The 14,639-nt window shown below is 68.6% G+C and carries 4 protein-coding genes; all 4 read right to left on the bottom strand.

What is annotated here, in order from left to right; genetic code table 11:
* Position 1: 1 nt before the first annotated feature.
* The 4 genes from K2W61_RS08335 to K2W61_RS08350 all read right to left on the bottom strand — a co-directional run bounded on the left by K2W61_RS08335 (position 2) and on the right by K2W61_RS08350 (position 14,634).
* Entirely contained in the window at positions 2-10,987 is a 10,986-nt protein-coding gene (locus tag K2W61_RS08335; protein WP_236755425.1) for a two-partner secretion domain-containing protein, read from the bottom strand.
* A 67-nt stretch (positions 10,988-11,054) separates the two neighbouring features.
* Positions 11,055-12,749 (bottom strand): ShlB/FhaC/HecB family hemolysin secretion/activation protein, encoded by a 1,695-nt coding sequence (locus K2W61_RS08340; protein ID WP_419761638.1) that lies wholly within the window; start codon positions 12,747-12,749, stop codon positions 11,055-11,057.
* A gap of 338 nt (positions 12,750-13,087) precedes the next feature.
* Positions 13,088-13,474 carry a RidA family protein gene (locus K2W61_RS08345; protein ID WP_175135479.1) on the bottom strand — a complete coding sequence of 129 codons (387 nt, stop codon included), beginning with the start codon at positions 13,472-13,474 and terminating at the stop codon, positions 13,088-13,090.
* Positions 13,471-14,634, bottom strand: a complete 1,164-nt coding sequence (locus K2W61_RS08350; protein ID WP_236755428.1) for an NAD(P)/FAD-dependent oxidoreductase — start codon at positions 14,632-14,634, stop codon at positions 13,471-13,473. The genes K2W61_RS08345 and K2W61_RS08350 overlap by 4 nt, the downstream gene beginning before the upstream one ends.
* Positions 14,635-14,639 lie beyond the last annotated feature (5 nt).

Below are 14,639 nucleotides of genomic sequence, written 5' to 3' on the forward strand. Positions count from 1 at the left end.
ATTAGTTCCGGGGCCATTTTGATACAGAAACCCCAGGCCCTCTTACTGGAGCACCGTTAGCATCCCTATCCCAGTTGTGCGCATGTGGAGTCCCCTGCCCATGGTCGTGATCTGAATCTAGATCGACAAGCGGCCGCCCATCGTTTCCATATAGCCGTTCTTGGCCACTACCTGGATTTTTAACCCACTCTCCTGCCTCACCTTTATTTGGAGTTTTTGACGATCTCTCATTAGATTCGCTTATTATGGGAGAAAATAACTCGTTCCATTTCCGCTGCAGTGCACTCGCAATCTCCTCATTAAGAGTCATCGAGCTTGATTTACGTCCGCGCAGAACATCGACGACATCCTGGCCACTTCTCCCTCCCCCAACGATTCCTCCTATCAGGCTCCCGACTGAAGGCATGGCAGGCGGCGGCACCACAAACTGGTTGTTCTCCAACTCCAGCCGCGCTGCGTCGTTCACCGCCGCCACAGCATTCGGGTCCAACGCCGCCGTCAGCCCGCCAAGCACGCTGGTCACCAGATTGATGCGCGCCTCGCGCTCCACGGGGTCGAGCTTGCTTGATGGCTTGCCGGACACCTGCTCCATGAGCTGGCTGATGACGATGCCCGCGGATGCACCGGTGGCGGCTGCGCCGCAGCTTGTGCGGGTTGCCGCGGCGCCCGTGCAACCGAGCAAAGCATGGAGTGCCACATGTCCGGCAGAACCTTCGCCGCCAAGTAACGGCGCAATTTCCTTGATCTTGGTCGCACTCAGGCTCTGCAAGTAATTCACGGTGGCCGCTTGCACGAACCCGCTTGCGCTACCCGTCACGTTTGCGCCAGTCGCCAAGCTCACGGCCATCAGCGCTTCACGGTATCTGCCTCCCGGTCCCCATTTCTGGGCCGCTTCGTATTGGGCGCGCAATTGCTCTTTACGCGGCCCCTCTGGCGTACCCTTCAGCGCATCTTCAAGCGCCTTGGCTTCCCTGGCCCGAGCCTCCAGGAACTGCCCGACCTGCTTCTGCGCCTCCGACGCAATCTCGAATCCCGCCTCGATCTTTTCCTTGTCGAAGATCGGCTTAAGCGCGTTCAACGTATCGGACGAAGTGGCGCGATTCAGGGCCGCGACCGTTTCCGTCGCCGTCATTCCCGTCAGATCCTGCTGCGCGGCCTCATCGCGAATCACGACGTTGCCGCCGCTGATCGCGCTGCGCGTGGTCGAGCTGGCATTGCCGGACGCGCCTACGACAGCAGGCAGGCCTGCCGACGCGCCGCTCTTGTCGGCCGGGTCTCGCGCCTTGTCGGCGCCGCCCGCCGCCTGGCCGTGGGTGTTCGCGCCTACGTCCGCTTTGCCTGCGTCGTCTTTCTTGGGTGCGCCCCCGCCGTCGCCGCCCCAGCTATAGCCCCCGCTGAGCGCAATCTGGTCGGCCTTGTATCGCGCCGTGTTCTTGACGTCCTGAACGACCAGCGTGCCGGTAGTGAGCGCGTTTCGGCCATCGAGCGCCGCGCGCTCGCTGCTGGATATCAGCCCGCCGATCAATGTCGTGTTTCGCGCGACATCCAACTGGAATCCGCCGTCACCGGCCTTCAGTCCCGCCTGTTCGCTGGCGGACTTGAAGTTGCTGTCCATCCGGCCTTGCGCCACGTTGCCGGATACGGAACTCTTGCAGTAGCCATAAACGCAGATCTTGGCTTGGACACCGGCGCTCTGCTGCTTGGAGGCGTACGTGCTGACATCCTGCAAGGTCTCGATGCGCAAGCCACCGCCTACCGACGCCATGATCCGGTCGGCCTGTGCCGCCGCGCCGATCAAGGAGGTGTCGCCGCCGGAGTGCAGCGCAAGCACATTGCCAACGCTCACGTTGCTGTAGGCCCAACTCGCATCCCGGCCATCGGCATGGCCGCGAGCGCCGCTGACGCCGATGCTGACCATGACGCCAGCCCCGTTCTCGCTATCGGCCGACACGCCGATACCCACGCTTGCGCTGGAACTCTTGTTCTTTGTGCGCTGCTCGTATGTGTTTTGCGCGGCCCGCAGCAGGATGCTTCCCTCGGCCTCAAGCAAGACATTGCCGCCCGCCGACAAGCGCGATCCCGTGACCGCAATGTCCGATGCGGCCCCAGCGCCCCGGGCCAGGAGCGTGATATCCCTGCCGGCAGCCACGGTCGAGCCGGCCGTCGATGCAGACGCGCGGTCCGTGGCGCTCTGGCTCTTGCTGGCGCCCAGGTCGATGCTCAGGCTTGCGCCGCCGGCGCTCTTGGGATCCGCCATCACCGAGTCGTAGGCATTGAGCGCGGCCATGCCCGTGGTCGCCAGCGCCAGGCCCTGCATGACCTTGTTGTCGGTCTTGCCGGCGGCCTGGTGCATTTTTCCCGCCGTCTGCATCGCATCGATCACGGGTGCCCTGGCGTTGATGCTGAAGCCGGACTGCTTGACCTCGTGGTATTCCTTGTCGCGCGTGGTGTCGATCGCCGCGGCGATATTGACGCCGCGCCCGATCAGCGCCACATCGCCCTGGCGCGCCACGATGTTGCTGCCCGTCAGGTTCAGCGCGCGGTTCGCGCGAATCAGCGTGTCGCCCTCAACGCTGCCCACCATGCTCGCGGTATGGAACACGTTCTTGCCATCGAGCGAGTCGGTTTGCTTGCGGCTGCCGTAGCTCAGCCCGCCCATGGCGCCCATGCCGGACTGCTTGTCCTGCTCGTAGTGGCGGATGTCCATGGTGTTGGCGCCGGCGGCGATCTTCACATCCCGCGCGCCCGACACTGCCAGGTCATGCTGCGCGCCCAGATTCGAGCCGCTGACCACTACGTCCCGGCCGGCCGTCAGCGTTGCCGTGTCGCCCGTGAAGGTCGTGGCCTGCGCCCGCTCGGTCGTGATGGCGTTGACCATGTGATTGGAACGGCTGGACAGGAAGCCGCGCTGCTTGCTGTAGGACTCGATATAGGAGTGCTGCGTCCGCACGCCGGCCGTCGCGTTGATGTCGCGCCCGGCTTGCACCGCCAGATGCTTGCCCGCGGTGACATCGGCCGCGCGCGCGTTGATGTCCCGGCCCGCCGCCAGGGTCAGGCTGCCGCCGGCGGCAAGCGCCGCGCCGATCTCGCGGCCCGTGCTCAGTTCGTAGCGGTTGCGCGGGTCGCGCTCGAGGCGCTCGCCCTTGCGCTCGGTCAGGGTGGCCATGTTGACGTCGCGGCCGGCTTGCAGGCGCGCGTGGTCCCGGGCGGCGATTTGCGCCGTGGTCAGGCGCAGGTCGCGCCCCGCCCGCACATCCAGGCTGCCCGCGTCGATCCGCGCCATGCCCGTGAGATAGGTGCCCCAGGTATTGCTGGCGCGTTCGGACGCCGAGGTCGAGGTCAGTGCAATGTCGTGTCCGGCGCTCAGGCCAATCTTGTCGCCCTTGATCAGCGATGCCAGATTGGTCAGGTCTTCGCGCGCGATCAGGTCGATGGTGCCGCCCGCCTGGAGGGTGCCGCCGGCCTGGTTGACGATGTTGCCGGCGCGGATCACGGTGGCTTGACGCGCCGCGACGGCGCCACTGTTGACGAAATCGCTCTCAGCGGTGATGTCGACGTCGCGCCCGGCGATCAACGTGCCGTCCCCCTTCAGGTCGTCTTTCCGGACCAGGAGATACACCTGCGGCACCAGCACCGACTGGACGCTGCCATCGGCCAGGGTCACGGGCTGTTCCACCAGCCATACCAGATCGGTGAGGAGCAACTGCTGCTGGGCTTCGGTCAGCCTGGCGCCCAGCTTGATGCCGTGCGCCTGTGCGAAGCGGGCGCCGGCCGCGAGCAAGGCCTTGTACTGCGCATCCTGATTGCTGTAGTTCTCCAGGAAGCGCTGGCCGCTGGTGGCGAGAATCTGGTCAGATACCACCTTTTGCTCATGGAATCCGTCGCCCAGGCGCCGGGGCTGGCCCGCCGGCGTGAGGAACGTGGCGCCCGGCGGGATCAGGTCGTCCCAGCCGCCCAGGCGCGCCACCGGCAAGGCGTCCCCCGCGCCTGCCATATCGTCGTTCTGGCGCGCGGGTGGCGATACCAGGACGGGATCGCCGGCGCGGCGATCGCCACCGCCCGCGGTTTCGCCGGCCAAGACCCCAGGCAGCGTGCCGGGCTGCCGCAGCAGATCGAGCAGGTAGTCGCTGGAGACGTGGGCGTGGCCGGCAGTAAAGCGCGGGTCGGTCGCCACCAGGTAGGGCGCCTGCGGCTGCCTGTTGACCACGAAGAGCTGGTTGTCGGGAATACCGGCCGGATGGGAAACGGTGCGGACGGCCTTGCCGCCCGGCAGATCGACACTGACGACCTGCACCGGCTCCGGCGCGCCTATGGGGGTCGCGGCCGGCGCGGCGCCCGACAGCGTCAGGGCGGCGCCGCCCGTCGCGGTGGCGACCGGCACGTCAATCGCTTCGGCCGCCAAGGTGCTGGCGTAGGGGCTGCTGCTTTCCCAGCGCGTGGATTTGCGCGCGTGCCGCTGCTTCTCGAAGCTCAAGGTCATGACGCCTTCGCGCGTCACGGTACGCGTGCCGCTGGCGCCGATGTTGTCGATGGCGGGTCCGACCACGGACAGCGCGCCGCCGGCGGCGATGCGGCTCTTGTCGTTGGTGACCGACCCGGTCAAGGTCATCGCGGCGCCAGACAGGATCTGCCCGGGATCGGACGACACCGTCCGGGTCTCGACGACCGTCTCATTGACGCGGTAGTACATGAACGCGTGTTGCCAGCGGCTGTTCACGTCGCGATTGAATTCCTTGATGCGCGCGTCCAGTTCGAGGTGCCGCGCCTTGTAGTCGGCGTAGGCTTGCTCATACGCGCCGCGGCGCGCGGCATAGGCTTCGCAAACCGATGAGTTGCCGTTACGGCATGCCGCCGGTTCGGTTTCGTCCCATTGCGGCAGCGGGCCGTCGGGCGGGGTGACCCCGAAGACCGACCAGATCCGTGCATCCGGGGCATACGCGAAGATGTCTTGCGAGATCTCGCAGTCATCGTCGGTTATGCCCGCGCAGCCCGGCTCCGCCGGGGTGTAGGAGGGCGCGATCGGCCAGGTGGTCGCCGTCGGATCCAGGCCCCAGTCTCCATACCAGTTCGGCACGCCATAGTCGAAGGGCGGCCCATAGCGCGCGGCCGGGTACTTCTCGCTGGGTGGCAATAGCAGCAGCCAGTTCTGCTTGCCCACGCCCTGCGCGGGATTCTGCGAGCAGATTCCCCGGTACTCATGGCACACCCAGAAGAACTCGCTGCCGTCCATCAACGGCCCGAACTCCTGCCGGTCCTGATTGACCTGCCGGAAATAGAACTTCGGCTCGGACGAGACCTGCTCCGTGCGGCTCGCATAGCTTGGGTTCAAGTTCTCGATCAACGCCGCGGCGATGCTGGCCTGGCCTGCCGCCTCGATCGTCGCCGCGCTGTTGCGCACCCGCGCGGCCTGGCCCGTGGCGGCTCCCGCCGCGTCCAGCGCGCCGCCCACTCGCACGTCCGCCGCCGAGTAGATCAGGGCGCCCTGCTCGTTGACGAGCGAGCCGGCGCCCAGATCCATGTCCGCTCGCGAGGCGATCACCGCCGCGCCCGTGGTTCCAACCGTGTTGATCAGTTTGCCGGCGCCGATCGATACCTGGTCGCCGTAAATGCGGCCCCGGTTATTCACAAAGCCGGCCGCAATGCGGGTGGTCTTGCCATCGATCAGGCCGTCATTGACCAGCCCGTTGGCGACATCGATCGTGTTGCCACGGCCGGCAATCCATTCGCCCGTTTCATGGTTCACGAACGACTCGGCGCGGATGCCGAGGTCGCGTCCGGCACTGACGCGCGCCCGGTTATCAAGCGCGCCGCCCAGCTTCAGTGTCAGGTCACGGCCCGCGGTGATATCACTATCCAGGTTCAGCGAGCCGGCGTAATCCAGCAACAGATCGCCGCCCGCGCGCAGCGCGCCCAGAGTCCGCGAGGCCTTGATGCCGAGCGCCAGGTTCCGGCCCGCCGCCAGCTCGCCTTGGCCGTTTTGCAGAACGTCGGTCGCTATGCTGGCATCGCCTTGCGAGACGATCCGGCCCGCGGTGTTGTCAATGTCACGGGCCTTGAGCGACAGGCCTTCGATGGCGTTGATCGCGCCGCCCTGATTGTTGATGCCATCAGCCTCGACGGCGACCACCCGGCCCAGCAAGCCACGAGCCGGCGCGGTGGCTGCGCGGTTGTCCAGGCTTGCGGCTGACAGCGCCAGCGTGCCATCCGCCTGGATCAGGCCACTGCGGTTGTCGACCGCGCCCGGGGTGGCGATGGTCAGATCGCCGCCGGCGAGCGTGCCGTGGGTGTTGTCCAGACTTGCACTCAGTGTGACGCGGGCTTCGCCCTCGGCGGTGAGCCTGCCGTTCTGGTTGCGCAGGTGAACCGCCGACAGATCCAGCGCCCCGGCGTGCAGGGCGGCCCCCGCCGTGTCGATGTCGCCCGTGGATGCCAGCGTCATCTGGCCCGCCGCCGACAGCACGCCTCCCTCCAACTGCAATCCGTTGGCGGACAACGTCATGGCCTTGCCCGCCAGGCTGGCGCCGGGATGCTGGATCGTGCCCGCGTTGACCTGAAGGCTGCCTGGCAGGCGCAAGCGGCCATCGGCGTCGACACCGGCCACAAGGCGGCCGGCGTTGTGCAGCAGACCCGGAACGCGAACGCGCAGATCACCGGCGGCGAGCACCGAGCCGGTATTGCTCAATGCGGTATTGGCGCTCAGGTCTGCCTGTGCGCCCGCAACGGCGAGACCCTCATGCGTCAGGACGTCGCCGGCCGCCAGGGCCAGTCCGGCGCCTGCTTGCAGGCGGCCGCCCGCCGCTATCCGCAGGTCGCGGGCGGCGGTGGCCGCGAGCATGCCTTGCCGCGTGGCGATCACGCCATCGAGCAGGGCATCGGTGCCGGCGCGCAAGGACAGATCCTGGCCGGCGCTGCTGCTGCCCGACATCTGCAATGCGCCGCCCGCCGTCAACATGAGCGAGCCGCCCGCCTGTTGGCGCGATGCCGCGCCGAAGATGGCATCGCCGCGCGTGGCGGCCAGAGACAGATCGCCCTGCAAAGCCGCGACCGTGCCCGCGACCGACAGGCGCTCGCCCGCGCCCAGCGATTGCGTGCGGCCCGCCACCGCGCGGCCCGCGATCGTCATCGAGCGGTCGGCCACGCCAGCCATCGTGGCAGCCGCCTGGATCAGGCCCGGGTCGCCCACCGTGATGTCGCGCCCGGTCAACGTCAAACCCGCGTCGCTGGCCGCCACGCCATCCACGCGTATGTCGCGCGCAGCGGCCAGCGTCAGATCCGCGATCGAAGCCAGCGTCCCCGCGACGGTCAGGTCGCGGCCTGCGCGCATGTCCAACGTGGTGGCCGCCCGCAGGTGCGCGTCTTGCCCGACCCGCAGGTCGCCCAGGCCCTTGCCCGCCGTGACGTTCAACAGGCCGTTGGCGGCCGTGTTGCCGTTTAGCACCGCGTCCGACGTGGCGGACAGGTGAATGTCGCTGTCGCCCTGTATCGCGCCGTCGGCAAGCAACGCGCCGCCAGCTCGCGCGGTCAGCAGTCCGCCCGCCTTCATGGCGCTGGATGCGGCCAGTTTCAGATCGCCGCCGCTGGCCAGCGTGAGCGCGCTTCCGGGTGCCAGCAAGCTACCGTCCAGAAGCAGTTCGCCGTTCGTGCGCAGATTGGTCACGCCCCCAGCGACGACTTGGCCGGCCAGCGTCGCCGAATCGGCGTTCGCGCTCAACGCGCCGTTGGCCTGCGTCTGCGCGCTGGAGGCGCTGACGAGCCTGCCACCCGCATTCAGGCGCACGTCGCCGGTGGCGAGACTCTGGCCCTGCAAGGTCAGGTTCCTGCTTGCCGCCAATGCCAGGTCGGCTAGCGATGACAACATTCCCGCGCTGGCCAACGCTCCGCCGGCCTGCGCCTTCAATGGGCCGCTCGCCAAGGCGCTGCCGTTCGCGCCCAACGTCAGGTCCTGTTCGGCATTCATGGTCAGCGCACCTTGCGCCGACGCGATCAAGCCCTGCACATTCAGCGTGCCGCCCGCATTGACCGCCGCGCCGCCATCGCCACGCAGCTCGCCGGCGACGGCGACTTCGCCGTCCGCGCGCAGCGTGGCCAGACCCGCCGATTGCAGACGCCCCGCCTCGCCAATCCGCGCGTCGCCCTGAGCGGACAGATCCAGCTTGCCATCGGCAACGATCGCGCCGTCTGCGCTCAGGTCATGGCCGGCAGCCAGATTGACGTCCGCGAAGGACACCAGTTGGCCATCCTGGCTCAAGTCGCCACCAGCGCGCGCGTCCACGCCCAGGCCTTGCAGGCGGCTGCCCGCTTCCAACCGCGCATTCTGGCCGACCTCCAGGCGTAACCGCCCGCCGAAAGCGAATGCCTCGCCCGCCATCGTCAGGTCACGCGCCGCGTTCAAGACCATGCCACCGTCCGCCGCCGCCATGCCGGCCAGCGCCAGATCCTGGCTGCCGTGCAGCGCCAATTCGCCATCGCTGCGGGCGCTGGCGCCGCGCAGCAGGGCAAGGTCGCCGCCGGCCGCCATGCGCAACGAGGTTGCGGCATGCAGCTTGCCGCCGGCCCGCGCATCGCGCGCCGCCTGCACAGACAGTTCGTCCAACGAACTGAGTTCGCCATCGATCACCAGATCCGCGCCCGCCGTCACCCCCATGCGATCCCTGGAAACCAGGCGGCCCGTCACGCCGATGGACAACGCGTCCCCCGCCGCGCTCAGCAGTCCGCCTTCGGCCGTGGTGACGAGGCCGTCGACGGACAGCCGGCGCGCGGCATCCAGCGCGATGCCGCGATTGGCGCGCAGGGCGCCTGCCCATGCCGCATCGTGCCCGGCCGCGATCGTTGCGCCGCCGTTCGCCTCCCAAAGCCCATTGGCGTCGGTGAACAGGTCGCGCCTGGCCTGCAGGCCGAGATTGCCCGAGGCCGCGCTCTTGCCCGAAAGCCGCAGATCGCGGCCGGACAGGAGCCCGATATCACCCCGTGCGCCCATTTCGCCTCGGGCGTCCACATCGCTGCCCGCGCGCGCGATGAGGTCCCAACCTTGCACGCGGCTCGCGGCGCCTAGCGTCAACGCCTGGCCCGCGGTCATGGACACGGAGCCGCCATCGGCCAACGCGCCGCCATCGACCTGCAGATCACGGCTGGATGACAAGATCAGGCCAGCATTGCTTTGCGCGAGGCCAGCCAGCGAGAGGTCGCCGGCCGCGTGCATGCGCGCCTGGCCCGACGCGTCTGCTTGCCCGTCGGCGCCAACCCGCAGATGACGCCCCGCATCCAGATCCAACGATCCACCGGCGCTGAGTTTTCCGTCCACGCGCACATCGCGCTTGGCCCGCGCCTGAGCATCGGCTGCGGACACCCATGCGCCGCCCAAGGCCAGGTCGCGGCCGGCACTGGCCTGCACCTGCTTGCCTTGCAGCCTGCCCGCCGCGCCCTGCACCAGATCGCCGCCACTGATCAGGCTCAGCGCCGCGTCGGTCAGGACCGCTCCGCCCAGGGCCATGTCCTGGCCCGCTCGTATCGTCACGTTGCCGGCCGACTGCAATTGCGTGCCGGCCGCCAAGGCCACGCGCCCGTCTGCCTCGGTGAGCAGCGTTCCCGACACCAGCACCTGTTGCGGCAGCACCAGGTCGCGGCCCGCTTGCAGCGTGACGCCATCTTGCGCGGACACCACGCCGTCCACCGTGGATACGCCGCCGGGCGGCTCGCCGGGCGCGGCTGGGCCGGATGGCTTGCCCGGCTGCGCACGTGCCTCCGCGTCCGCGCCAGCGCCGCTTTCGGTGGCTCCGCCGCGGGCGGGTGGCGGCATTGCCGCCTGAGCGGCCGCCGTCAGATTGCGGCCCGATTGCGCGCGCGCGTCCTGACCGGACGTTAGCAGTCCTCCCGACAGCGAAAGATCCCGGCCTGCGGCCACGCGCAAGGCGCCCTGGGTGCGCAGGCTGCCTTGTGCGCCCACCGCCGCATCGCCGCCCGCCTCGATACTCAGCGACGAGCCCGCGCCGACCGCGCCCGGGATCGTCACGTTGCGCGTGGCGACGAGCGCGGCCGCGCCTGTCGCCTGCGCCGCGCCCTGCACGGCCAGATCGCCGCCGCTCTCCACCCGCAGATCGCCGGCCGCCTGCACGGTGGCGCGTGGCGCAATGCGCACATCGCCAGCGGCGCTGACCAGCAAATCGCCCGTCAGCGCCGCCAGGTTGCCGCCGATGTTCACCCCCACGCCGGCCTCGGTGCCGATCAGGCGGATGCTGTTGGCGTACATGCCGCCCAGCGCGGCCGTATCCAGCGCCACGGCGGGTGCAGGGCCATCACCCGCCTGCGCGGATACGGCGCCCGTGCCGTAGTCGACCCGCGATGCGCCGGCCGTCACGCTCAGACGGTTCGCCCAGATGCCCGCGTTGATTTCCAGCGTGCGCGCGATCAGGTCCATCTGGCTCAGGTTCATGCCGTTCAGGCCTTCCCCTTCGACCGCGAGCCGGCCTCCCGCCACATCAAAGCCGATGCCCCCATCTGGCCCGATGCGCGGCGTGCCCGTGGTCAGGGTGGCGCGGTCCGCGTTCAGAAACCCGCAGCCATTGCACGTAATGCCCGCCGGGTTGGCGACGATGACGTTCGCCCGATTTCCAGCCACTTCCAGCGTGCCGAGCAGTTGCGACGGATTCGGCGCGGTCACCTGGTTGAGGATGGTGCCCGCATGCCGATTGCCCAACATCGGGTTGCCCGCCACGTGCCCGGCCAGTTGCGTCTGGCTTGCGCCGCCGCTGTTGTTGAGCACCACCCCAGACGGGCCGACGTTGAATTGCGTGTAGCGGTTATTTGACACGCCGCCTGCCGAAGGCGGCGCGATGTTGATGACGGGCACGCCATTGCTGACGCCCACGAAGGGCTTGGCACCCGGCACGCTTCGGTCCACCGCGATCGGCAGCGTCTGCGCCAGCACCGGCGACCAGACCTGCGTGAAGACCACGGACCACACGATCAGGGAACGGAGCTTGGACATCATGCGTACTCGGTTAAAACAAGAAGGTGGGACGGCTTTGCGGGCATTGCGGCCACGCAAAGGGGCGGGATCAGAACTCGAACATCAGCGTGGCGGCGAAGACGGTGCTTTGTGTTTTCAGGTTGTCGGGCTTTTTCAGGGGCCAGCCGGCCGACAGGTCGTAGCTGGCGTTGACATAGGGCATGGCGATGCGGCCGCGCAGGCCGGCCACCGCGCCGACCAGCGTGCGGCTGGCCAGGTACTGGGCCGACGGGCCGCCAACGCGGCCGGCGTCCAGCCCGGCATAAAGCTGCTGGCCCGGCATGCCCGCCAACCCGCCCAGGTCCAGCGACAGGTCATTGCGCAAGGTCCAGCCGTCTTCCGCGGCCAGCGTCATCTGCCCGTCGAAGCCGCGCACCGCATAGCGGTTGCCGATGGTGAAGTAATCGGCGGGCACGACCGGTGTCTTGGCGTGCTGGATCTGCCAGTTGGCCTGGTAGGCCAGTTGCTGCCCCGCCACCTTGAACGGCAGATACAGACCAGCGTTGGCGCTCAGGATGGTGCTGCGCCCATTCCAGTCCGGGTCGCCGTAGACGTAGCCGGGCTGGTTCGAAAACTGCGGCAGCGTGCCGCGCACGCCGCCGCCGATGTCCAGCACCATCTGGTCGATGTAATGACGATGGCCGTAGCTGAATTCGTAGCCGGCCACGTCGCGCCGCTGCACCTCGATGTCGATGTCGTTGAGCGTGCTGTTGGCGCGCTTGCGCAGGAACTTGAGCACGGCGGTGCCCTTGTAGCTGGCGCCGCGATACGGCACCACCGACACGCCCACCTCCACCTGCTTGCTGGTGCCGCCGTAGACGATGGGTTCCTCGAAGCCGGCCACGGTCTGGCGGTAGCGCGACTTGCTGGCCCCGGCGAACAAGGTCCAGTAGCCAAACGGGATGCTGTAGTTGATGGAGGCCGCGCGCGAGCCGGCATCGCCGTTGCGCAGGTCGGCGTTGCTGTTCCAGGACACCGACAACTGGTCGTACAGGAACAGCGGCGAATCGAGCGTGAGGCCGGCGTTGACCTGGTTCTTGCCGGTCGATTCCAGGCCGGCGTTGTCGCCGCCCACGTAGGCGTGCCAGCGCTTGCCGCTGCCGGGTTTGATGATGATGTCGGAGTCGCCCAGCTCGGGGCCGGGAGCGACGTCGATGGAGGCGTCGGCCTGGCCACCGAGGCGGCGGATGTTCTCCAGCGCCTGGTCCAGGTCGCGCTGGTTGACCTCGCCGCCGGGCCAGGTGGGCAGCGCGGTGCGCCACCAGCCGGGCGCGCCGTCGCTCCTGACCCCGGAGATGCGGCCGGGTACGTAACGCAGGGTCAGCGTGCCGCTGGCCAGCGACTGTTCGGGCACCAGCACCCGCGCGGTGATCAGGCCGCGATCGATCAGGCGCGCCATCAGGTGTTCCTGCAAGGCGCGCAACCCTTGGCCGCCGACGCATTGACCCAGTGCCGCCTCGCTGGCGCGGCGCAGCGCGGCCGGTGGTGCTGCGCCGTCCCAGATCACCTGGCTGATTCGGAAGCAGGGCGATTCGTCGGGGAAGACGAGCGCACCCTCGCCAGCGACGGCCGGCGGCGCCGACAACACGTCCGGCCGTTCCGCGGCGCGGGCGCGCTGCGCGTCCAGGTCCTGTTCCTGGCGGCGCTGGATGTCGCCGGCGCGCGCGGCCGCGTCGGCCGGCAGGGGTTGCGCGGCCAGCAAAGGGGGGAGGGTCAGGGCGATGAACCCGACGCACAGCGCCAGGCAGACGCTATCGCGCAGGGCGGCCAGCGTGCGGCGCCAGCCGCCTTGCCGCAAGCCATGACGTTCGCGGCAGGATGCCTCGATACTGCGGGTAAAGAACTGACCGGTAGGCACGATACGAATTCCCGGAGGCCGAGCTTGCCGGCCAATCCAAAACACTTCCTTTTCAACGCGCCGATTATCAACAGCGAGGAAGCGTAAAACCGGGAAAATGCATCACGGGATAACGAAATAAGGCGTGTCCGAGGCCAGACGCCGCCTTCACCCGCCGCTGTCGGGGCAGCGACGGCCTACCACTGACACGAGCCGGCGTCATGCTGCCGGCTCGTGCCGGCCGATCAGGCTTCCGACACCGGCCCGCCGACGTATCCCGGCCGCTTCGCGGCCGTGACGACGATTTCTACCAACAGTTCGGGCGAAGCCAGTTTGGCCTCGCAGGTGGCGCGGGTCGGCAGCGCATTGGCCGGGGCCCACTCGGCCCACACCGCGTTCATGCCGGCGAAATCACGCTCGATGTCCTTGAGCCAGATCTGCACCGACAGCAGGCGCGTCTTGTCGGTGTCGGCGCGCGTCAGGTAGCCGTCGATCTTGGCCAGCACGTCGCGCGTCTGCGCGGTGATGCCGCCTTCGGCCGACGAGGTCACGCCCGCCACGTACACGGTGTCGCCGTGCATCACGATGCGGCTCAGCCGCTCGTTGGAATCCTTGCGCACGATATCAGTCATGGGTGCTGCTCCTTGGAGGTGGATGCCGGCGCGTCCGTGGCGCCGGCGAAACGATCGATGGCGAACGGCGCGATCGGCAGGTCGGTGGCGCCAGTGGTGATCAGGTCGGCCATGATACGGCCGACGATCGGTCCCAGTTCGAAGCCGTGCGCCGAGAAGCCGAAAGCGTGAAAAGCGCTGTCATGGCGGCGGCTGCGGCCGATCACCGGGATCTCGTCGGGCATGGCGGCCTCGATGCCGGCCCAGCCCCGGTTCACGATGGCGTGCCGCATGTGCGGGAACAGGTCGCAGACGGTGCGCGCGCCCTCGGCCAGCGAGCGGAAATCCAGCTCGGTCCATTCGGCGTCGCGGTCGACCCAGGCGCGGCGCCCGCCGCCGATCAGCACGGTGCCATTGGCGCGCTGCTTGAACGACAGCGGCCGGCCGGTGCCCAGCACCACCGCGTCCAGGAAATGATCCATGCGCAGCGTCACCAGCATCATCGGGCTGATGGCGGTCAGCGGCACCGGCTCGCCCCATTCGGCGGCGATACGGTCGGCCCAAGCGCCGGCGCAGTTGAGCACCTGGGGCGCGGTGTAGACGCCGGCGTCGGTTTCGACCCGCCATTGTCCATGCTCATGCGACGTGCGCAGCACGCGCACGCCTTCCAGGAAACGCGCGCCCAGGCCGGCGGCCTTGCGGCGGAACGCCAGCGTGGTGCGGTAGGGGTCGGCGGCGGCGTCTTCGCGCGCGATCAGGCCGCCCTGCACGGTGGGCGTCAAGGCGGGAATCATTGCCAGCAGATCGTCGCGCTCGATCCATTGCTCATGCGTGTAGCCATGCTGCTGCATGATCGCGAGCCGTTCGCGCAGCGCCGCCGCGTCGGCCGCGTTCTCGGCCACGCGCACCTGCCCGTGCTGCTCAAAGCCGCAATCGTCGTCGACCAGATCACCAATGCGATACCACAGCGCGCGCGAGGCCAGCGCCAGCGGCACTTCGGCCAGGTGCCGCGACAGCGTGCGCACGCCGCCCGCATTCACGCCCGAGGCGTGGCGGCCAACGTAGTTCTTCTCGATCACCAGCACCGGCACGCCGGCGCGCGCCAGGTGCAGCGCGGCCGAGCTGCCGTGCAGGCCGCCGCCGATGACGATGACGGCGGCCGAACGCGAAGCGTCCGTCATGGCGG

This window comes from Achromobacter pulmonis (genome assembly GCF_021733725.1).
Classification (GTDB): domain Bacteria; phylum Pseudomonadota; class Gammaproteobacteria; order Burkholderiales; family Burkholderiaceae_B; genus Achromobacter; species Achromobacter pulmonis.